The organism is Streptomyces celluloflavus, from assembly GCA_000720995.1.
GTDB classification, from domain to species: Bacteria; Actinomycetota; Actinomycetes; order Streptomycetales; family Streptomycetaceae; genus Streptomyces; species Streptomyces celluloflavus.
This window is the reverse complement of the sequence record JOEL01000051.1, coordinates 26,084-47,016: the sequence shown is the minus strand read 5'-3', so window position 1 is coordinate 47,016 and position 20,933 is coordinate 26,084. Positions and strand designations below refer to the sequence as shown.

The window sequence follows — 20,933 nt, the reverse complement described above, 5'->3', positions numbered from 1 at the left end:
GACCACCGTCCCGGCCCCCGCCGCCGCCCTCGGCAACGGTCCCGCGACCGGCACCAAGAACCTTCTCGACCCGGGCTTCGAGCTGACGCTGCGCCCCATGCGGTACCCGGACTTCTACGACCGCTACCGCGACGCGATCAAGAACACCTGGACCGTGGAGGAGGTGGACCTCCACTCCGACGTGGCCGACCTGGCCAAGCTCTCACCGGGTGAGCAGCACATGATCGGCCGGCTGGTGGCGTTCTTCGCGACCGGCGACTCGATCGTGGCCAACAACCTGGTGCTGACGCTCTACAAGCACATCAACTCCCCCGAGGCGCGGCTGTACCTGTCCCGGCAGCTCTTCGAGGAGGCCGTGCACGTCCAGTTCTATCTGACGCTGCTGGACACCTACCTCCCCGACCCGGACGACCGCGCCGCCGCCTTCGCGGCCGTGGAGAACATCCCGTCCATCCGGGAGAAGGCGCAGTTCTGCTTCAAGTGGATGGATTCGGTCGAGAAGATCGACCAGCTGGAGTCGAAGGCGGACCGCCGGCGCTTCCTGCTCAACCTCATCTGCTTCGCGGCCTGCATCGAGGGGCTCTTCTTCTACGGGGCCTTCGCCTACGTCTACTGGTTCCGTTCGCGCGGTCTGCTGCACGGCCTGGCGACCGGCACCAACTGGGTGTTCCGCGACGAGACGATGCACATGAACTTCGCGTTCGAGGTGGTCGACACGGTGCGCGCCGAGGAGCCCGACCTCTTCGACGAGACGCTGGAGCAGCAGGTCACGGACATGCTCAAGGAGGCCGTCGAGGCGGAGCTCCAGTTCGGCCGGGACCTGTGCGGCGAGGGCCTGCCGGGCATGAACACCGAGTCGATGCGCGAGTACCTCCAGTGCGTCGCCGACCAGCGGCTCCAGCGGCTGGGCTTCGCGCCGGTCTACGGTTCGCAGAACCCGTTCTCCTTCATGGAGCTCCAGAACGTCCAGGAGCTGACCAACTTCTTCGAGCGCCGGGCCTCCGCCTACCAGACCGCCGTCGAGGGCTCGGTCTCCTTCGACGACGAGTTCTAGGGTCCGCCCCGGGAGACGTTCCGGGGGCGTGCCGGGGGACCTCTCCCGGTACGTCCCCCACCGCCCGAAATCCTCAACACCCCACGCTGCGACGCCCCTTCACCCGGCCGCCCCCAAAGCCGACCATTCGGTCAGGTGGCAACCGGAGCCTCTCCCACCACATCTAGGTGGGCATGAAAGGCACGAAGGGGCGTCGTCGGTTCATTGACTATCCACGTCGGGGACGGGAGGGCCCCCGCCGCTGGCTGCCGTCGTGGAGACAGTGGCTCAGCGTCTTCGCGTGCGGGGTCCTCGCCCTCGCGACGGCGTTCGCCATCATCTACGCCAACGTCGACATACCGGGCGAGAACGCCCTCGCGCGGAAGGAGGCGACGGTCTACTACTGGGCGGACGGCAGCCAGATGGTGAGCGTCGGCGCCGTCAACCGGCAGAACGTCCCCCTCGACCGGGTGCCGGAGTCCGTCCAGCGCGCCGTGATCGCCGCGGAGAACGAGACCTTCTACAGCGACTCCGGCGTCTCCCTCAAGGGCATCGGCCGCGCCGTGGTGAACATGGTCTCCGGCGAGGACGCCCAGGGCGGTTCCACCATCACCCAGCAGTTCGTGAAGAACACCTATCTCTCGCAGGACCAGACGGTCACCCGCAAGGTCAAGGAATTCTTCATCGCACTGAAACTGAGCAATCAGCGGGACAAGAAGGAAATCCTGCGGGGATATCTCAACACCAGCTGGTTCGGCCGCGATTCGTACGGTGTCCAGGCGGCCGCGCACGCGTACTACGGCGTCGACGTGAAGGAGTTGAACGCCAGTCAGGGCGCCTTGCTGGCCGCCCTGTTGAAGGGTTCCGAGCTGTACGACCCGGGCCTGAACAAGGCCAACCACGAGCGGGCCGAGGAGCGTTGGAAGTGGATACTCGACCGGGAGGTGGAGACCGGTGTGATGACCGCGGCGGAGCGGGCGAAATACCGGGAGTTCCCGGAGCCGCGCGCCTTGGTCAAGCCGACCAGCCAGGCCGGCCAGACCGGCTATCTCATCGACGTCGCCAACAAGTTCATCAAGAGCGCCACCGATCTGACCGACAAGGACCTGCTGCGCGGCGGCTACCGCATTTACACCACCTTCGACAAAGCGCGTACCCGCCGGCTGGAAAAGGCCGTGACCGATGTCCGCAAGAAGACGATCGACCCGAAGCAGCGCGCCGCCGACACCTTCGTGGAGTTCGGCGCGGCGTCCGTGCGGCCCAAGGACGGTGCGATCCTCGCCCTCTACGGCGGCGCCGACGCGACCAAGCACTTCATCAACAACGCGGACACCTCCGCCGTCCCGGCCGGTTCCGCCTTCAAACCGTTCGTCCTGGCGGCCGCCGCACAGGAGTTGAGCGAGCGGAGCGGTTCGCCCTCGGTGATGGCGACCGCGGACCGCCGTTTCGGGGAGCTGCGCGGGGCGCTGCTGAACTCCAAGAGCCAGCCGTTCGTCCAGGCCGGGAAGAGCCTCGGGCTGGAGAAGATCCGGGACATGGCGGTGGCCGCGGGGCTGCGCAAGGAGAGCATGGCCCGCCTGGAGCAGACCTTCCCGCTCGGCACCTCGGCGCCCAGCGCAATCCGGTTGGCGAACGCGTACGGCACCTTCGCCAACGGGGGGCGGCACTCCGAGCCGTACGCGGTGACGAAAATGACCCTGGACGGCGAGCCGGTGGACGGTTTCACCCGCCCGGCGCCCAAGGAGGTCCTCACGCCCTTCCAGGCCCGGCAGATGGCCGGGGTGCTGGAGTCGCTGGGCTGGCTCACGACGCGCCTGAAACCTGAGGAGGCCGCGGACGCCAAGGGCACGGACCCGGCCGACGATGCGGGCGGACGCCAGGCCGTGCCCGCCGCGCCGGACGACAAGCCGGTCGCGGCGGGCGCCACCCTGCCCGGTGACCGGCAGAAGTCGGCGTGGTTCATCGGCACCCCCGGCCCCACCGGCGGTGCGCCCGACGCCGGTGAACCGGTCACCGCCGGCGAACCGACCACCGCCATCACCATGTTCCGCAACAAGCCGGGAGCGCCCCAGCTGCTGCCCATGCAGGGCGTGGGCGGTCCCAAGACCGAGCTGGGCACGTCCATTCCGCCCCAGATCTGGGCCGCCTACCAGGGCACCCCCTGAGCTCCTGAGCCGCACCCGCGGCACCACGACAGCGCGACGCCGCCGCGCCCGGCGGAATCCGGGCCCGGCGGCGTCGCGTGTGCGGTGCCGGTCAGGCGTTGGCGACGACCGGGTAGCGCGGTTCGCCCTCGGCCATCTGCCGGAGCGCGTCCTTGCGGTCACGCTTGGAGAGCCGGTCGATGTAGAGGTAGCCGTAGAGGTGATCGGTCTCGTGCTGGAGGCAGCGCGCGAAGTAGCCGGTGCCCTCGATCGCGATCGGATTGCCCTGCGCGTCCTGGCCGCGCACCACGGCGTAGTCGGGGCGGGCCAGCGGGGCGTACGCGCCGGGCACCGACAGGCAGCCCTCGTTGGAGTCGTCCAGGATCCGGCGCTCGGGCGGCAGCTCGTCCAGGACGGGGTTGCAGATCGCGCCGGTGTGCCGGACACCGTCGTCGTCCGGGCAGTCGTAGACGAAGACCTTCAGGTCCACGCCGACCTGGTTCGCGGCCAGGCCCACGCCCTCGGCGGTCCGCTGGCTGGCGAACATGTCGTCGATGAGCTGCGCGAGCTCGTCGCCGAACTCCGTGACGTCCTTGCACTCCTTGTGGAGCACCGGGTTGCCGACGACCGTGATCGGCCGCGAGGTGCCGCGCTCGCGGTGGGCGGCCTCGCGCTCTGCCGCGTCCGTCGTGTCGTCGATGAACGCGTCGTCCACGCGCTGCTCACCGTCTTGGTCAAACACAGGCTGCTGGGCCATCTCCGCCGTACGCCTTCCTGAAATCCCTGATTAGTCGCCCTACAGACTACGGGGGCGCTCAGCAGACCTCTTCGAGGTCCCGCCATTCCCTGCTGTCCGGGCTGTCCGCGACCCAGCCGTCCAGCAGCCCGCGCACCAGGGCGGCGGGCGCCGCGATCCCGCACTCGCGCTCCGGGAGCCACAGCGAGCCGGAACCCGCCGTACGGTGCCCGAGCGGCCCGGGGTGGCCCGGCTCGCTGTGGTCGTGCGGGTCCAGGTGCTCGCCGTCGCCCTCGTCGCTGGGCATCCGGCTCTCCGAGCACGTACGGCACAGCAGCCGCACCGACGACGACCAGTCCTCGGCGGCGAAACCGGCGTCGGCCGCCAGCCGCTCCAGGGCGTCCCGGTCGGCCTCGGTGGCCGCCTCCAGCAGCACCACCCAGGTGGGGACCGGTGAGGGCGCCCACAGCTCGATCTCGTCGAACACCGGGTACGAGGGCCCGGCCGCGGTGATCCGCTCGCCGTTCGGGACGCCGTCGTGCAGCACCACCTCGCCCCAGCGCCGCCCGGAGGACGGCAGCGGGATGGACAGCACCTCGATCCGGGCCGGGTCCAGCCGGCGGCCCCAGACCACCTCGGCCTCACCCTCGGGCGAGAGGCGGACCGCGGCGCTGCCCAGGTCCATCCCGACCGGTTCACCGGACGGCGACCCCTCGCCGGGGACCCGGAGGCCGTACGCCTGCCAGGCGCGGCGGGCCAGCGGCCAATCCTGGAGGGCGGTGGCGGCGATGCCGACATTCCACCAGTCGGGCGCCCCGGACTCGCGGTCCAGCAGCGCGACCGCGCGCAGCCCGGCGGCCCGCGCCTGCTCCCAGTCGTGCCGGAACTTGTGCAGCAGCGCGAGATTGAACCAGGACTCCGACAGCCACGGCTCCATATCGGCGGCACGGGTCAGCAGTGCGCCCGCGTCGTCGTAACGGCCGTCGCCGATCAGCGTGAAAGCGCGGTCGGTCGCCTGCCGCCACGAGGCGGAGGGCCGGTGCCGTACCTTGCCGAAGATCCTCACGATTCCCGCCTGCTGTTGTTCTCGATGCCGCTGCGAAGGTGTCCCGAGCGGTGCCCGGGGCCGTCTTGGGGGCTCACTCGACAACCTGCCACAGATTGCCGCCGGGGTCAGCCCGTAACTGCGCCCCTGTGCGGCTCCTTGCCCTCCGCCGCCCCCCTGAACCCCCTTGGGAGGGGCTTCCTTCGCATCCAACCATGCCCGTCTCGGCGGGCGCTCATTACCCATCGGTTCCACCATGTGAGACGAGCCGCCGCGCGCCACCCGGGGACGCCCGGGGGCCCGGCGCGGGCCAGGACGCCCCGGACCTGCGGCAGAGCCGCTTCCCCGGCCTTCTGGTGCCGCCCTCGGGGCCTGGACGACGGGTACGGCACCTGAGGGAGTACGGGGCGGACGCGGTCTCCCGGCGGGGCGCCGCCCGCCCTGCGGAGCGCGGCATTCCTGTTCCGCGTCGCGCGAACACCCGCGCTCCGGTCCCCTCTCACGCCGTACGGCCGCCGCGCGCCAGGACCCGGGCGAGCGCCTCGACGACGCGTGGCTCATACTCCCGCGCGGTGGCGCGCCGCAGCCGCTCCAGGGCGCGCGCCGGGCCCCCGGGTCCGGCAGACTCCGCCGCCAGATCGTCGTAGGCGTTGACCGTGCGGACGATGCGCGCCGTGACCGGTTGGTCCCGGAACGGATCCGCCTGCCGCTCGACGATCACCGCGACCGCCTCCGGCACCCCGGTCTGCCGCACCACGGCGCCGCCCAGCAGCGCGATGCGGCGCTGTTCCGCGGGCGCCAGCGGCGCGGTCGCACCGGCCGGCACCGGGTCCAGGAGCGAGAGCTGTCCGATGTCGTGCATCAGGGCGGCGTATTCGAGTACGTCCAAGTCCGCCGCGCCCAGGCCCAGTTCCCGCCCGACCGCGCGGCTGAGCCGGGCCACCCGGCGGGCGTGGCCCGGCCGGGTGTAGCCGGCGATCTCGGTGGCGCGGGCGAGCGAGGCGATGGTCTGGCGGTAGGTGGCCAGTACGGCGGCGTACCTGCGGAAGGCGAACTGGGTGAGCAGCAGCGGCAGACAGAACACCGGCAGCGCCCACAGCCCGGCGACCGCGGTGCCGAGCGAGATGACCACCCCCGTGGCGCAGATGGCGGAGCCGATGCCCAGCAGCGACCGCAACTCGTCGCGCAGCAGCGGACCGTACGGCCAGCCGGTACGGGCGCGGGTGAGTGTGGCGGCCAGCACCGCGTCGCAGAGCGCGGCGAGCGCGAGCACCGTGACCATGAAGAGCGGATAAGCGGGGCCGTCCGCCAGCCAGCCGGTCAAGGTGCCGCTGTTGTAGAGGGGTTGGAAGCAGGCGGCGGCGAATCCGGCGGTCAGGACGCGGCGTACGAGATCGTCGGCGGCCGCGCCCCGGCCGCCGGCCACCCGCGGGACGAGCCCGGCGAGGCAGGCCGCCGCGACCACGGCCACGGTCTGCGCCACCCCGTGCGTCGTCGGCCGGCCGCCGGCCGCCCCGAGCAGCGCGTAGGCGAGCGCGCCGGCCGCCCCGAGCGGCGCGCTCGCCCGCTCGCCGGATCCCCGGCCGGGCGGGGCCGTCCGTACGGGCCCCCGGCGCAGCACCTCGCCCACCGCGATCAGCAGCCCGAAGACCAGCGCGATCTCGGGCTCCGCCACGCCGTCGCGGAGCGTGCGGACGAGCCCCCAGCAGACGAGCGCCGCGGCCGCCGTGTGGACACCGGCGACGACGACGGCGGCGCCGCGGCGGCGGCCCTGCGTACCGGGGCCGGTCCCGTGCCCGCCACCGGGGGCGTCCGCCGCCCGGCCGCCTCCACCGCGCCCACCCGGCGTCCGGCCGTCCGCGCGCCCGGCCGCCGGGCCGTGGTCCGCCGCCCGCTCCTCTTGCTCGCCCCGGCGGCGCGCGCCCCGTAAGGGCCCCCCGGCGGGCTCCCCCGGTCCGCCGCTCACCTGGCACCGTCCCGCCGGGCCCGCCCCGGGCGCCCGTCCCGCCGGCCGGGCCCGGCGGGACCGGGCCGCCCGCCGCGGCCCGCCGGTCCGGCCGCCGCGTGGCCCGTGCGGTCCCCCCGCCCGCCGGTGTCGTCGCCCGGCCGGGCCCCCGTGCTCTCCGGCGCCGCCTCCGGCCGCCGGGGCGGGACGTTTCCTCTGCCGCCCGGCGCGGCGCCCGCGTCCGCCTGCGCGGCGCCGACGGGCACCACGGCGCCGCGCACCGCCGCATCCCCGGCCACGCCCGCCCCGGCCTCCGCCGGCGGTACCGGATCCGGATGCCAGCCGTGCCGCTCCAGCGACGCGGCCAGCGCCCGGACCATCCGCGGGTCGAACTGCGCCCCGGCGCAGTTACGCAGTTCCGCCAGTGCGGCCGCCACCGGGCGGGCCCGCCGGTAGCAGCGGGTGGAGGTCATCGCGTCGAAGGCGTCCGCCACCGCGACCACCCGGGCCAGCTCCGGGATCTGCGCTCCGGACAGGCCGTGCGGGTAGCCGCGGCCGTCCACCCGCTCGTGGTGGTGCAGGATCGCGGCCCGTGCCTCGCCGAGGAAGCCGATTCCGCGGACGATCTCGTGCCCGTACTCGGGATGCAGCTCGATGGCGTCGCGCTCCTGCGGGGTCAGCGGCCCGTCCTTGCGCAACAGCCGGGTGGGGACGCCGAGTTTGCCCACGTCGTGCAGGATGCCGGCGATGCGCAGCACCTCCAGCCGGTCCTCGGCCAGGCCCAGCTCCCGGCCGATCATCACCGAGGCGCGGCCGACCCGCTCACTGTGTCCGCGCGTGTAGCGGTCCTTGATGTCCACGGCCTGGACGAGGGCGCGGACGGTGGCCCGGTGGGCGGCGCGTTCGCGGTGGTACTGGGCGAAGACCCAGCAGGAGATGTGCATCGGCAGCAGCACCGGCAGCGCCGCGAGCGGCCCGTACGAGCTGTGCCACAGCACCGCCATCATCAGCCCGGCGAGCCCGTGGACGAGATGCGGCCCCAGTGAGCGGGGCAGCAGCCCGCGCCAGGCGGTGCGCGCCGGGTGCCGCTCGGCGGCGATCAGCACCCCGCCGTCCAGCACCGCGAGCACCGCGCTGAAGGTGCCGGCGGCCGCCGCCGCGGGCAGCAGCAGGAGGGGGAACTGCGGTGCGGACAGCGGCTGGTGGCCGACGGCCCGGAAGACGTGGGCGGCCGCGCAGGTCGCCAGCGCGAGCTCGGCGGCGTGCCAGATCTTGCGGGCGGCGGCCGACCGTTCCTCGACCGGGGCGATCAGCGCTCCCGGGACCGCCACCAGGGCGGCGAGCGGCGGGGGCAGCAGGAAGACCGCGGTCAGCAGGACGGGGAGGAACAAGCCCGTGGTGAACGGCAGATGACAGCCCGTCACCTCACAGCGGCGCACCTGCCCGCACAGTCCGTACAGGGCGGCCAGTACCAGAGCGGTGGCCCAGGGGGCTTCGGCGCCGAGCAGTACCGCGGGGGCCGCGCACAGCGCCGCGGCCAGGGCCGCGCCGGCGATGTACCCCCGCGCGGCCGCCGGAAGTTCCCGCATCGCGCCTCCTCCCCCGTGCCCACCGCTCGTCGCACGCGTCCGCATCCGTGACACGCGTGAGTTCGGTGAGAATAGAGGGGCTGAGGCGCCGGAGAAGGTACATCAGCGGATCGGGCGGGACGAATCACCTCGCCCCTCACCCCTTAGGGTGATGCGCCGCCTTATTCGGCGCGGGCGGCCTCGGGGCGTGCATCGCCCGCGTCGCCGTCGGCGCAGGCCGCGGCGGAGCCGGAGCTCGCGGCGTCGGCCGCCCGCTCCCGCTGCGCCTGTTCACGGGCGGCCTGGTCGCGCACGCTCGCCTCGGACACCACTTCGCCGGCCTGGATCAGTTCGATCCGGCCCATGACCTTGGAGCGCAGGTCGGAGGGGACGTCGTCATGGCCGCAGCACCGCTTGACGAGCTTCTTGACGGCCTGTTCCAGGCCGTACGTCGCCAGGCACGGCGAGCACTCGTCGATGTGCACCTGGAACTTCTCGCTCTCCCCCGCGGGCATCTCGCGGTCGAGATACTCGTAGAGGTGATCAAGGACCTCTGAACAGTCTTTGTCGTGCGGGTCTCCGCAGCTCATGATCCCGAGCCTTTCCGGTCGTGCGACCCCGACGCCTGCGCGGCCTGCGTGTTCGCAGCCCCCGCACCGGCCGGGACCAGCCCGCGCTCACGGGCGTAGTCCTCCAGCATGCCGCGCAGTTGGCGCCGGCCGCGGTGCAGACGGGACATCACCGTGCCGATAGGTGTCCCCATGATGTCCGCGATCTCCTTGTACGCAAAGCCCTCGACATCCGCGAGATAGACCGCGATGCGGAACTCTTCGGGAATCGCCTGGAGCGCGGCCTTGACATCCGAATCGGGCAGATGGTCGAGCGCCTGCGATTCGGCGGAGCGCAGCCCCGTCGACATATGCGACTCGGCGCGCGCCAGCTGCCAGTCCTCGATCTCCTCGGCGGCGCTGCGCTGCGGCTCGCGCTGCTTCTTGCGGTAGGAGTTGATGAACGTGTTCGTGAGGATGCGGTAGAGCCACGCCTTGAGGTTCGTGCCCTCCCGGAACTGGTGGAAGGACGCGTACGCCTTCGCGTACGTCTCCTGCACCAGGTCCTCCGCGTCGGCCGGATTGCGCGTCATGCGCAGCGCGGCGGAGTACATCTGGTCCAGGAAGGTGAGCGCGTCCCGCTCGAAGCGCGCGTTGCGCTCGGCGTCGCTCTCCTTCCGGCTCGCAGGGCTCTCCTCAGCCGTGCCGTCGGTCCCTGCGTCGGTCCCAGTGACCGGACCCACCTCCTCCAACGCCGTGACGGATCCGGATGCGGATCCACTCGAATCGGAGAATAGACGACGATCTACTGCCCCCGCCGCTCCAGCCATGGCGTGCTGCGGGACCTCCGTCGGTGACCACGGCAGGTCGGCGGCCCGTCGGGCCAGGCAAGCGGTTCCCATGCGGTGTACTCCCCATCCTCATGCTTCGCCGGACGTACGCGTTCCTACGCATGGCACAACAGCCGGGCCCCGTGGCTCATTCCCGCCTTTCACGGTTCCGTACGGCCCGTGCGGCGCTTGCGGTCCCGGAGCCGCTGTGCCCCGCGCGGACCGTGCGGCTTGACACACCGCCTTGCGGGTTCGGCAATGGAGAGGTGATCGACGACGACTACGCACGGGTGCTGTCCGATGTGGGGCCCGGCCTGCGGCGGCTGCGGCAGGAGCGGGGCGTGACGCTGGCCGCGCTCGCGGCGTCCACCGGTATCTCGGTGAGCACGCTCTCGCGGCTGGAGTCGGGCGGCCGCAAGGCCACCCTGGAGCTGCTGCTGCCGCTGGCGCACGCCCATCAGGTGCCGCTGGACGAGCTGGTGGGGGCCCCGGAGGTGGGCGATCCGCGGGTGCGGGCGACGCCCCGGAACCACGACGGCCTGACCGTTCTGCCGCTGACCCGCCAACCGGGTGCCCTCCAGGCGTTCCGGCTCGTCATGGAGCCGGCCACCGGCCCGCCGGAACCGCGTACGCACGAGGGCTACGAATGGCTGTACGTCCTGTCCGGGCGGCTGCGGCTGCTGGTGGCCGACCGCGATGTGGAGCTGCGGGCCGGGGAGGCGGCGGAGTTCGACACCCGGCTGCCGCACTGGTTCGGGCCCGCCGGCGGCCGGCCGGTGGAACTCATCAGCCTCTTCGGCCGCCAGGGTGAACGGATGCATGTCCGCGCCGGCCCGCACCACCGGGCCGGCTGAGCGCCCGCCGCGCCGCGCCGGCGCCCGCCGTCAGCCGAAGAGCCCGTCCAGCCAGCCGGCCACCACGTCGGTGAGCGTGGCCATCGACGCCGCCTCGGTGACGCCCGCCGACTTCGGCACCGCGAATCCGTGGTCGCCGTACGCCACCTCGGTGAGCTCCGTCCCCGGCGGGAACTCCCCGGGCCGGCCGAACGGGTCGCGGGCGCCCTGGACGACCAGCGTCGGCACCCCGGCGCCGGTCAGCTCGTCCGCCCGCGACTTCTCCGGCCGGCCCGGCGGATGCAGCGGGAAGGCGAGCGCCAGGACGGCGTGCGCGCCCAGCTCCCGCGCCGTCCGGCAGGCCACCCGGGCACCGGCGCTGCGGCCGCCCGCGACCACCGGCAGCCCCGGCTCCGCCAGCGCGGGCCACAGCGCGGTCCATCCGGTGTCCAGGGTCTTCGGCGCGGGCGCCACCTTCTTGCCGGCCACCCGCCACGGCTGCTCGACCAGCGCGACGGTGTAGCCGCGGGCCGGCAGCGCGGCGGCCAGGGCCCGCAGATCCCTGGCCTCGATACCGCCGCCCGCACCGTGGCTCAGGGCCAGTACGGCCCGCGGCGCCCCGGCCCGGTGCCAGGTGATCCGGGCCACACCGGCGGGCGTCCCGACCGTCTCGGTCCCGGACGCCGCCGGGAGCGATGTGCTGCCTGTGTTCCCCGGACTGCCTGTGTTCCCCGTGGTCCCTGCGTTCTCCGGGTGCCCTGTGCTTCCTGCGCTCATGGCTCCCATCCTGCAACGCGCCCGTACCGCGTCGTGCCGCGTACCGGTCAGAACAGCGTGCCGACCTCCGGCCCGTCCAGCTCCTTGAGCAGCTCGGGCCCGTTGTTGCGGACGTTGCTGACGTCCGTCGGGACGGGATAGGCGCGCATCAGCCCGGCCGGCGGCGGTGCCAGCAGCGCGCGCAGCTCATCGGGGTCGGTGTGGGCCGGGTCGAGCCAGGCGTCCCAGCGGTCCGGCGGCAACACCAGCGGCATCCGGGGGTGGATTTCGGACAGCGACCGCGGGCCGGGTCCACCGGTGGCCCCGGCCAGCGGCGTGGTCTCGGCCTCGGTGGTCAGGACGGTGCAGGTCGCCCACCACGCCAGGGGGTGGTCGCCGGGCAGCGTGCGGTCCCGCCAGAACTCGTACAGTCCGGCCATCGCCATCACGGAGCCGTCGGCGGGCGTCACGAAGTACGGCTGCTTGCGGCTCCGCTTCTTCTTGCCCTGCTCCTCCAGCTGCCGTTCGGCGGCGTCGGTGACCCACTCGAAATAGCCGTCACCGGGAAGCAGACAGCGGCGGGCCGCGAACGCCTGCCGGAAGGACGGCTTCTCGTGCACCGTCTCGGACCGCGCGTTGATCATTTTCGCCGCGCCGTCGGGCGACGCCGACCACGACGGGACCAGCCCCCATTTCAGCGCCCGCAGCTGGCGCACCGGACGGCCCGGCGGGAATTCCGCGGCCGCCGCGCCTTTCAGGGGACGTTCGAGCACCGCGTGCACGTTCTTCGTCGGGGCGATGTTCCAGTCGGGTGCCAGGGTCTCCGTCGGCTCCCACCGCTGCACCCCGAAAAGTCCCACCAGGTCCTCGGGGCTGCGACTCGCTGCATACCTACCGCACATGCATGCCACACTGCCATGCCACACGAAGGGGAGACATGGACACCGACCACATCACCGACGTATGGAGCCGAGTCTTCGGGACGCAGCCCGATCCGTCGTTCTGGCTGGTGATCGTCACCGCGGTGCTGGCGCTGGCCGCCGTCGTCCCGCACACCGCCTGGCGGCTGTCGCGCAACGCCGTCACCATCGCGCACGAGGGCGGGCACGGGCTGGTCGCGCTGCTCACCGGCCGCCGCCTGGACGGCATCCGGCTCCACTCGGACACCTCCGGGCTGACCGTCTCCCGCGGCCGGCCGACCGGGCCCGGGATGATACTGACCGCCGCGGCCGGCTACATCGCACCGTCCCTGCTGGGCCTGGGGGGCGCCGCGCTGCTGGCCTCGGGGCACATCACGGCGCTGCTGTGGGGCGCCACCGCGCTGCTCCTCGTGATGCTCGTCATGATCCGCAACGCCTACGGTGTGCTCACCGTCGTGCTGTCCGGTGCCGCGTTCCTCCTCGTTTCCTGGCTGACGGCACCGGACGTCCAGGCGGCGTTCGCGTACGCCGTGGTCTGGTTCCTGCTGCTGGGCGGTGTCCGGCCGCCGTTCGAGCTGATGGGCAAGCGGCGGCGCGGCGGGGCGGTGGACTCCGATCCGGACCAGCTGGCCCGCCTCACGAACGTCCCGGCGGCCGTCTGGCTCGGCCTCTTCCATGTGGTGACGCTCTGCTCCCTGATAGGCGGCGGGCGCTGGCTGCTCGGCGTCTGACCGGCGGCCGGTGTCCCGAACGGCGGCGTACGCGGTCCCGTACGTCCGCACCCCTGCAGCCCGTACGTATCCCGTATCTCCGCGCCCCCGGCGGGCGGGTGCACTATCAGTGCCGTGTTTCGTACAGGTTGCACCGCTTTTGATCAAGATCGGGCCCCTTGCCCAGCCATTAAAGTGAGGGCATGACCGAGAGCCCCGCACTTCCCGCCCTGTGGCCCGCCCCCCTCGCACCCGGGGCGGTCGACGCCACCGTCACCGTGCCCGGCTCGAAATCGGTCACCAACCGCGGCCTGGTACTCGCCGCCCTCTCCTCCGAGCCCGGCTGGCTGCGCCGCCCGCTGCGCTCACGCGACACCCTCCTGATGGCCGAGGCGCTGCGCACCCTGGGCGTCGGCATCGAGGAGACCGCCTCCTCCAGTTCCGCGGGCGCCACGGCGCAGGGCGGCGGCGGTGAGGCGTGGCGGGTGATTCCCGCGGGACTGCACGGCCCGGCCACCGTCGACGTCGGCAACGCCGGCACGGTCATGCGCTTCCTCCCGCCGGTCGCGGCGCTCGCCGACGGCCCGGTCCGGTTCGACGGCGACCCGCGGTCCTACGAGCGTCCGCTGGGCGGCGTCATCGACGCACTGCGCGCCCTCGGGGCCCGGATCGACGACGACGGCCGCGGCGCGCTCCCCATGACGGTGCACGGCAGCGGCGCCCTGGACGGCGGCCCGGTCGAGATCGACGCCTCCTCGTCCTCCCAGTTCGTCAGCGCCCTGCTGCTGTCCGCGCCGCGCTTCAACCAGGGCGTCGAGGTACGGCACACCGGCTCCGCGCTGCCGTCCCTGCCGCACATCCGGATGACCGTCGACATGCTGCGCAGCGTCGGCGCCCAGGTGGACGCCCCGGAGTCCGGCGGCGAGCCGAACGTCTGGCGGGTCACCCCCGGCGCGCTGCTGGGCCGCGATCTGGTCGTGGAGCCGGACCTCTCCAACGCCCAGCCGTTCCTGGCCGCGGCGCTGGTGACCGGCGGCCGGGTCACCATTCCCGACTGGCCCGCGCACACCACGCAGCCCGGCGACGCGCTGCGCGAGATCTTCACCACCATGGGCGGTTCCTGCGAGCTGACCGAGGACGGCCTGACCTTCACCGGCACCGGCCGGATCCACGGCATCGACGTCGACCTGAGCGAGGTCGGCGAGCTGACCCCGGGCATCGCCGCCGTCGCCGCCCTCGCCGACTCCCCCTCCACGCTGCGCGGCGTCGCCCATCTGCGGCTGCACGAGACCGACCGGCTGGCCGCGCTCACCAAGGAGCTGGGCGAGCTCGGCGGCGATGTCACCGAGACCGCGGACGGCCTGCACATCCGGCCGCGCCCGCTGCACGGCGGGATCTTCCACACCTACGACGACCACCGGCTGGCCACCGCCGCCGCGGTCATCGGCCTCGCCGTCCCCGGCGTGCAGGTGGAGAACGTCGCGACCACCGCCAAGACCCTGCCCGACTTCCCCGCGATGTGGACGGACATGCTCGATCCGGCCCCCGCCCGGAGCGTCTGAGAGTTACCGCCGCCATGCGCCGCTACGGCAAGAACCCCGACGAGGACGACATCCGTGTCCGCCCCAACCCCAAGGGCAACCGTCCCCGCACCTCCATCCGCCCCAAGCACGAGAACGCCGTCGAGGGCCTGGTCCTGACCGTCGACCGGGGCCGTCTGACCTGTCTGATCGAGGGCCGTACGGTCACCGCGATGAAGGCCCGCGAACTGGGCCGCAAGAGCGCAGTGGTCGGCGACCGGGTCTCCGTGGTCGGCGATCTGACCGGCGCCAAGGACACCCTCGCGCGGATCATCCGGGTCGAACCGCGCACCTCCACGCTGCGCCGTACGGCCGATGACGACGATCCCTTCGAGCGGGTCGTGGTCGCCAACGCCGACCAGCTCGCGATCGTCACCGCGCTCGCCGACCCCGAACCGCGCCCCCGCCTCATCGACCGCTGCCTGGTCGCCGCCTATGACGCGGGGCTCGAACCGCTGCTGGTGCTGACCAAGTCCGATCTGGCCTCCGCCGGCCCGCTGCTGGAGTCCTACGGTGCGCTGGGCGTCCCGTACGTGGTCACCAACCGCGACGAACTGGCCGACGGCAGCGCCGCCGAGCGGGTCCGGGCCCATCTGACGGGCCGTATGACGGCCTTCGTCGGCCACTCCGGCGTCGGAAAAACGACCCTGGTCAACGCGCTGGTCCCGGACCGCAACCGGGCGACCGGCCACGTCAACGCGGTCACCGGCCGCGGCCGGCACACCACCACCTCCGCGCTGGCGCTCCCGCTGCCCGGCGACTCGGGCTGGGTCATCGACACCCCGGGCGTCCGGTCCTTCGGACTGCACCATGTCGATCCGTCGCGGGTCGTGCTCGCCTTCCCCGATCTGGTGCCCGGCACCGAGGGCTGTCCGCGCGCCTGCAGTCACGACGAACCGGACTGCGCGCTGGACCAGTGGGTGGCCGACGGCCACGCCGACCCGGCCCGCCTCTACTCGCTGCGCCGTCTGCTGGCCACCCGGGAACGGCGCGAGGGCGACTGATCGCCGAAGTTTGCTGCCGTCCGTCCGAGGTAAATGCATAATCACACCAAGGCTGGCGAAGCGGTCACCGAGCTGACGGAGGCAATGGGACATGGCGTGGCTGCTGGTCGTGGTGGCGGGGATCCTGGAGACGGGCTTCGCGGTCTGCCTCAAGCTGTCCCACGGCTTCACCCGCCTGTGGCCGACCATCGCCTTCGCGTCCTTCGCCCTCGCCAGCTTCGGCCTGCTGACGCTGGCGCTGCGGAAACTGGACGTCGGCCCGGCGTACGCGGTCTGGACCGGCATCGGCGCGGCCGGTACGGCGCTCTACGGCATGGTCTTCCTCGGCGATGTGGTCTCCACCCTCAAGATCACCGGGCCCGACCCGCACAGCACCGCCGACATCACCGGCCCCACCCACCACGATGCACTCCCGGCACCCCCGCCGGCCGCCGCCGTTCGCCCGGCAACCGGGCGAACGCACCGCGCACCAGCCGCGACACCGTCTCCATCTCGGCCTCCCGCCGCCGCTGCGGCCCCCACCCACCACGATGCACTCCCGGCACCCCCGCCGGCCGCCGCCGTTCGCCCGGCAACCGGGCGAACGCACCGCGCACCAGCCGCGACACCGTCTCCGTCTCGGCCTCCCGCCGCCGCTGCGGCACCGCTCCCCCGGTGGTCTCCGCCACCCGGCCGGGTCCGGGCGCCGCCTCCGGGCCGGCGGACGGCCCCGGGGGCGCGGCGGGACCCGCCGGGGCGAGCACGCACGAGAGCGTCAGCCGCGCGGCGGTCTCGCAGGCGGTGCCGAGGGCGGGCAGCTCCTCCGCGGGCCAGTCCGCCTCCAGCGCCGCCACCGCCCGGGCGCAGAATCCGCCGACCAGTTCGGCGGGGCCCGGCAGCGGCCCGTCGCCGGCGCCCGCGGTACGCCGGGCGGGCCCGCCGGTCCGCGCGGCCGGTACAGGGGCCGGGTCCGCCGCCCCGTGCGGGGTGGGCAGCCGGTCGCTCCAGCAGCCGGTCAGGGCGGCCCGGACCAGCGGATTGGCGCGTGCGGTGCGCAGCGTCCAGGCGGCCGCGGCCGCCACCCGGCCCGCCGCGTCACCCGGCGGCCCGGCGGCCGTCCGCCCGTCGCGGGTCAACGCCCGTGCGACGCCCGCCAGATAGTTGTCGGTCTCCCGGCGCACCAGGGCGCGGGCCAGCCCTTCCTTGCTGCCGAACTCGTTGTAGAGGGTCTGCCGGGAGACCCCGGCCGCGGCCGCGACCTCGGCCATCCGGATGGCGCCCCACGCCCGGGTGGTCAGCGCCGTATAGGCGGCGTCCAGCAGGGATTCACGCGCTGCGGGCATCCGTCGCCTCCTCCCCGGCCCGCCCATGTGGCCGGTGTGCGCACAGAATTGACGCGGTGCCGGGGACTGTCAAGAGCCGTCGCGGGGCGGTTCCGGGCGCGCGGGCCGGCGCGCTGTGCGTCCTGTGGCCGCCGTGCCGAGCGGAGCCGTATGTGGCTCCTGCGTATAACCAGTCGATACTCTTCGCACATGCCCGACTATCACGATGATCTTCGTCTCGGCCATGTCCTCGCGGACGCCGCGGACGCCGCGACCATGGAGCGGTTCAAGGCGCTCGACCTCAAGGTCGAGACCAAGCCGGATATGACGCCGGTGAGCGAGGCGGACAAAACCGCCGAGGAGCTGATCCGTGGCCATCTCCAGCGGGCCAGGCCGCGCGATGCGGTGCTCGGCGAGGAGTTCGGGAGCGAGGGCTCCGGCCCGCGTCGCTGGATCATCGATCCGATCGACGGCACGAAGAACTACGTCCGCGGGGTGCCGGTCTGGGCCACGCTGATCGCCCTGATGGAACGCGGCGAGGGCGGCGACCGCCCGGTGGTCGGCATCGTCTCGGCGCCGGCGCTCAACCGCCGCTGGTGGGCCGCCGAGGGCCTGGGCGCCTTCACGGGCCGGAGCCTGAGCTCCGCCTCCCGGCTGCGCGTCTCGCAGGTCGGCCGCATCCAGGACGCGTCGTTCGCCTACTCCTCGCTGACCGGCTGGGAGGAACGCGGCAAGCTGCCCGGCTTCCTCGATCTGACCCGGGACTGCTGGCGCACCCGGGGTTATGGCGACTTCTGGCCGTACATGATGATCGCCGAAGGGTCGGTGGACATCTGCGCGGAGCCGGAACTCTCGCTGTGGGACATGGCGGCCTGCGCCGTCGTCGTCCAGGAGGCCGGCGGCCGCTTCTCCGGTCTGGACGGCAAGCCGGGCCCGCACAGCGGGAACGCCGCGGCCTCCAACGGCCTGCTCCACGAGGATCTGCTGGCCTACGTCGGCGACGCCCGGCGCTGACGCCCGAACGGGGCGGGTGTCGGACGGCTGTCCGGACGCTTGCCCCCTTGTGACCACGGCACCCGCATGTGACGATGAAACTCCCCCCGTTTGTGAACTTGTGAATTCGCTCGCAAGGCACTCACACCAAGGAGGTGGCTCCCCTCCATGCCCGTGTACGTCAAAGACGCCATGAGCACGGTCGTCCTCACCATCGGACCCGCTCACACCCTCCGCCAGGCCGCCCAGCTGATGGCGGCCCGCCGCGTCGGCGCGGCCGTCATCCTCGACACCGACACCAGCGGCCTCGGCATCCTCACCGAGCGCGACATCCTCAACTCCCTCGGCGCCGGCGAGAACCCCGACCGGGAGATCGCCCAGACCCACACCACCCCGGACGTCGTCTTCGCCGCACCGTACTGGACGCTGGACGATGCCGCGGACGCCATGGTGCGCGGCGGATTCCGCCATCTGATCGTGCTGGACGGGTACGAGCCGGTCGGCATCGTGTCGGTACGCGACATCATCCGCTGCCGGTCCGCCGTCACCGAGCGCGTGAGCGGCGTCCCCGCCTGACACCGGTCACGCCGGGCGGGCAGCACTCCGGGAGACCGGGCACACCGTACGGCCCGGCACACCGGAGGCCGGACGCACGAAGAGGCCGGAGCCCCCTGGCGTCCGGCCTCTTCGGTGGTACGGCAAGCGCCCGTCAGCCGCGCAGGGCCTGGACGGCGGCCTCCAGCCGCTTGCCGTAGTCCGCGTCCGCCTTGCGGAAGTTCTCGATCGCGCGCTGCGCGATGTCCTCACGGGAAACCTGGGAGAGGGAGCCCGCCAGGTTGTTGATCAGACGCTCCCGCTCGTCCTCCGTCATCAGGCGGTAGAGGTCGCCCGCCTGCACGAAGTCGTTGTCCTCGGCGTGCGTGGGCGCCTCGTGCTCACCGGACGGGCCGGTCACCGCGACCGACTGCCACAGCGGCTGACCGGTCTCGACCGGACCGCCGAAGCTGTTCGGCTCGTAGTTCTTCTGCCGGCCGTGGCGGCCGTCGTAGAGCGCGCCGTCCCGGCCGTAGTTGCGCGCCTCGGTGGCGTGCGGGCGGTTCACCGGCAGGTGGTCGGCGTTGATGCCGACGCGGTAGCGGTGGGCGTCGGCGTACGCGAAGAGTCGGCCCTGGAGCATCTTGTCGGGGGACGGCCCGATGCCCGGCACGAAGTGGCTCGGAGAGAAGGCCGACTGCTCGACCTCGGCGAAGATGTTCTCCGGGTTGCGGTTGAGCTCCAGCTTGCCGAACACGATCGGCGGGTAGTCGGCGTGCGGCCAGATCTTGGTCAGGTCGAACGGGTTGAAGCGGTAGGCGGCCGCCTCGGCGACGGGCATGACCTGCACCTGGACGGTCCAGGTCGGGAAGTCGCCACGCTCGATCGCGGTGCGCAGGTCGCGCTGGTGGCTGTCGGGGTCCTCACCGGCGACCTTGTCGGCCTCGGCCTGGGTCAGGTTCTTGATGCCCTGGTCGGTCTTGAAGTGGTACCGGACCCAGAAGGCTTCGCCCGCGGCGTTGACCCACTGGAAGGTGTGCGAACCGTAGCCGTTCATGTGGCGGAACGAGGCGGGGATACCGCGGTCACCGAACAGCCAGGTCACCTGGTGGGTGGTCTCCGGCGAGAGGCCCCAGAAGTCCCAGACGTTGTCCGCCTCCTGCGAGCCGGTGTACGGGTCGCGCTTCTGGGTGTGGATGAAGTCCGGGAACTTGATGGCGTCCTTGATGAAGAAGATCGGGGTGTTGTTGCCGACGAGGTCGTAGTTGCCCTCCTCGGTGTAGAACTTCAGCGCGAAACCACGGGGGTCACGCACCGCGTCCGCCGCACCGAGGCTGCCCGCGACCGTCGAGAAGCGCAGGAACGTCTCGGTCTGCTTGCCGATCTCCGACAGGAACTTCGCGCGGGTGTACTTGGTCACATCCGCGGTCACCGTGAAGGTGCCGTACGCACCGGCGCCACGGGCGTGCACGATGCGCTCCGGAATGCGCTCGCGGTTGAAGTGCGCGAGCTTCTCGATCAGCAGCTGGTCCTGGATGAGGCCGGGTCCACCGATGCCGGCCGTCTCACTGTTCTGGTTGTCCGAGACCGGAGCCCCGGACTCCGTGGTCAGCGGTCCGGTGGTGCTCTCTACCGACACGTGCGCCTCCTGAAGTCTTTACGCCTGCCCTTGGCTTACGCCGCTTCCGATCCTACATTGGACAATGTCTAAGTCAAGAAGAACCCGAAACTCATACCCGATCCGGGGACAAACCGGCCGCTGCTACCCTTGCTTTATCTGACTGATAGGTGAATGGCATGAGTGACCTGCTGGAACGGCTCCGCGGACGTGGCTGGCGGCTGACCGCGCAGCGGCGCGTCGTCGCCGAGGTCCTCGACGGGGACCACGTCCACTACACCGCCGACGAAGTGCACGCCCGCGCCACCGACCGCCTCCCGGAGATCTCCCGCGCCACCGTCTACAACACGCTCGGCGAGCTGGTCTCGCTCGGTGAGGTACTGGAGGTGAGCACCGACGGCCGCGCGAAGCGCTACGACCCGAACGCCCACCACGACCACCAGCACCTCATCTGCTCGCGGTGCGGCACGATCCGGGACGTCCACATCCAGAGCGACCCGCTCTCCGCCCTGCCCGAGCCCGAGCGCTACGGCTTCCAGGTCTCCGAGGTCACCGTGACCTACCGGGGCATCTGCCCCAGCTGCGCCACTCCCTGACCCCGCCGACGGGCTGTCCGGGCCGCCCGCCGCCCCGCAGGACGCCGGACCGCCGACCGAACATGACGAAGGCCCGGATTCCCTGAGGAATCCGGGCCTTCGTTTGTGAGTAGCGGGGACAGGATTTGAACCTGCGACCTCTGGGTTATGAGCCCAGCGAGCTACCGAGCTGCTCCACCCCGCGTCGTTGTGCCTTTACTCTAACCCGGCGCCGACGAGCAGAGCAAATCCCTTCCACG

General features: G+C 72.4%; 18 protein-coding genes, 1 tRNA gene and 2 pseudogenes. 10 read left to right on the top strand and 11 right to left on the bottom strand.

Annotated elements, in window-relative coordinates:
• Window positions 1-97 precede the first annotated feature (97 nt).
• Together IH09_RS30370 and IH09_RS30365 are read left to right on the top strand one after the other, a co-directional pair.
• Window positions 98-1,054, top strand: a complete 957-nt coding sequence (locus tag IH09_RS30370) for a ribonucleotide-diphosphate reductase subunit beta (protein WP_240150593.1) — start codon at window positions 98-100, stop codon at window positions 1,052-1,054.
• Window positions 1,055-1,227: 173 nt separating this feature from the next.
• The gene (locus tag IH09_RS30365) at window positions 1,228-3,198 is read left to right on the top strand and encodes a transglycosylase domain-containing protein (protein ID WP_052860730.1); all 1,971 of its coding nucleotides are present in this window, start codon (window positions 1,228-1,230) and stop codon (window positions 3,196-3,198) included.
• 91 nt (window positions 3,199-3,289) lie between these two features.
• On the opposite strand, the gene def is transcribed toward IH09_RS30365, so the two are convergent.
• From def to IH09_RS30330, 6 genes are all read right to left on the bottom strand, one after another.
• Window positions 3,290-3,934 carry a peptide deformylase gene (def, locus tag IH09_RS30360; protein ID WP_052860729.1) on the bottom strand — a complete coding sequence of 215 codons (645 nt, stop codon included), beginning with the start codon at window positions 3,932-3,934 and terminating at the stop codon, window positions 3,290-3,292.
• Between the two features lie 58 nt (window positions 3,935-3,992).
• Entirely contained in the window at window positions 3,993-4,979 is a 987-nt protein-coding gene (locus IH09_RS30355; RefSeq protein WP_052860728.1) for a tetratricopeptide repeat protein, read from the bottom strand.
• A gap of 478 nt (window positions 4,980-5,457) precedes the next feature.
• On the bottom strand, window positions 5,458-6,633 hold the full coding sequence (locus IH09_RS30350) for an HD domain-containing protein (protein WP_052860727.1): 1,176 nt from the start codon (window positions 6,631-6,633) through the stop codon (window positions 5,458-5,460).
• Between the two features lie 287 nt (window positions 6,634-6,920).
• The gene (locus IH09_RS30340; protein ID WP_052860725.1) at window positions 6,921-8,492 is read right to left on the bottom strand and encodes an HD-GYP domain-containing protein; all 1,572 of its coding nucleotides are present in this window, start codon (window positions 8,490-8,492) and stop codon (window positions 6,921-6,923) included.
• A 161-nt stretch (window positions 8,493-8,653) separates the two neighbouring features.
• A complete protein-coding gene (gene rsrA, locus IH09_RS30335; RefSeq protein ID WP_052860724.1) occupies window positions 8,654-9,061 on the bottom strand; it encodes a mycothiol system anti-sigma-R factor in 408 nt (135 codons plus the stop codon).
• Window positions 9,058-9,762, bottom strand: a complete 705-nt coding sequence (locus IH09_RS30330; protein WP_190233451.1) for a sigma-70 family RNA polymerase sigma factor — start codon at window positions 9,760-9,762, stop codon at window positions 9,058-9,060. The genes rsrA and IH09_RS30330 overlap by 4 nt, the downstream gene beginning before the upstream one ends.
• 353 nt (window positions 9,763-10,115) lie before the next feature.
• Here IH09_RS30330 and IH09_RS30325 point away from each other — a divergent pair, with 353 nt between their 5' ends.
• Window positions 10,116-10,703 (top strand): helix-turn-helix domain-containing protein, encoded by a 588-nt coding sequence (locus IH09_RS30325; RefSeq protein ID WP_318279594.1) that lies wholly within the window; start codon window positions 10,116-10,118, stop codon window positions 10,701-10,703.
• Window positions 10,704-10,733: 30 nt separating this feature from the next.
• Here IH09_RS30325 and IH09_RS30320 read toward each other — a convergent pair whose 3' ends face one another.
• Both IH09_RS30320 and IH09_RS30315 read right to left on the bottom strand, forming a co-directional pair.
• Window positions 10,734-11,330 (bottom strand): alpha/beta family hydrolase, encoded by a 597-nt coding sequence (locus IH09_RS30320; RefSeq protein WP_052860722.1) that lies wholly within the window; start codon window positions 11,328-11,330, stop codon window positions 10,734-10,736.
• 176 nt (window positions 11,331-11,506) lie between these two features.
• Window positions 11,507-12,340: an SOS response-associated peptidase gene (locus IH09_RS30315; protein ID WP_052860721.1), complete on the bottom strand. Its 834-nt coding sequence runs from the start codon at window positions 12,338-12,340 to the stop codon at window positions 11,507-11,509.
• Between the two features lie 35 nt (window positions 12,341-12,375).
• Between IH09_RS30315 and IH09_RS30310 the strand changes: the two genes are divergently transcribed.
• The 4 genes and pseudogenes from IH09_RS30310 to IH09_RS38165 form a co-directional block, all read left to right on the top strand.
• Window positions 12,376-13,089, top strand: a complete 714-nt coding sequence (locus IH09_RS30310; protein ID WP_052860720.1) for a M50 family metallopeptidase — start codon at window positions 12,376-12,378, stop codon at window positions 13,087-13,089.
• 182 nt (window positions 13,090-13,271) lie between these two features.
• Complete coding sequence (gene aroA, locus IH09_RS30305; protein ID WP_052860719.1) at window positions 13,272-14,630, top strand: 3-phosphoshikimate 1-carboxyvinyltransferase; 1,359 nt, start codon at window positions 13,272-13,274, stop codon at window positions 14,628-14,630.
• A 14-nt stretch (window positions 14,631-14,644) separates the two neighbouring features.
• A complete protein-coding gene (gene rsgA, locus IH09_RS30300; protein WP_052860718.1) occupies window positions 14,645-15,652 on the top strand; it encodes a ribosome small subunit-dependent GTPase A in 1,008 nt (335 codons plus the stop codon).
• Window positions 15,653-15,743: 91 nt separating this feature from the next.
• Window positions 15,744-16,004 (top strand): annotated as a pseudogene (locus IH09_RS38165) (DMT family transporter); the annotation flags it as partial.
• A gap of 376 nt (window positions 16,005-16,380) precedes the next feature.
• Here the strand turns inward: IH09_RS38165 and IH09_RS40325 are convergent.
• Window positions 16,381-16,974, bottom strand: a pseudogene (locus tag IH09_RS40325) (TetR/AcrR family transcriptional regulator); the annotation flags it as partial.
• 189 nt (window positions 16,975-17,163) lie between these two features.
• Here IH09_RS40325 and hisN point away from each other — a divergent pair.
• Together hisN and IH09_RS30285 are read left to right on the top strand one after the other, a co-directional pair.
• Window positions 17,164-17,967: a histidinol-phosphatase gene (gene hisN / locus IH09_RS30290; protein WP_052860717.1), complete on the top strand. Its 804-nt coding sequence runs from the start codon at window positions 17,164-17,166 to the stop codon at window positions 17,965-17,967.
• Between the two features lie 153 nt (window positions 17,968-18,120).
• On the top strand, window positions 18,121-18,522 hold the full coding sequence (locus IH09_RS30285; protein ID WP_052860755.1) for a CBS domain-containing protein: 402 nt from the start codon (window positions 18,121-18,123) through the stop codon (window positions 18,520-18,522).
• Window positions 18,523-18,655: 133 nt separating this feature from the next.
• On the opposite strand, the gene IH09_RS30280 is transcribed toward IH09_RS30285, so the two are convergent.
• Entirely contained in the window at window positions 18,656-20,119 is a 1,464-nt protein-coding gene (locus IH09_RS30280) for a catalase (RefSeq protein ID WP_052860716.1), read from the bottom strand.
• Window positions 20,120-20,277: 158 nt separating this feature from the next.
• Here IH09_RS30280 and IH09_RS30275 point away from each other — a divergent pair, with 158 nt between their 5' ends.
• On the top strand, window positions 20,278-20,694 hold the full coding sequence (locus IH09_RS30275) for a Fur family transcriptional regulator (protein ID WP_052860715.1): 417 nt from the start codon (window positions 20,278-20,280) through the stop codon (window positions 20,692-20,694).
• Between the two features lie 110 nt (window positions 20,695-20,804).
• Here the strand turns inward: IH09_RS30275 and IH09_RS30270 are convergent.
• Window positions 20,805-20,878 (bottom strand) — tRNA-Met (locus IH09_RS30270).
• Window positions 20,879-20,933: the final 55 nt, after the last annotated feature.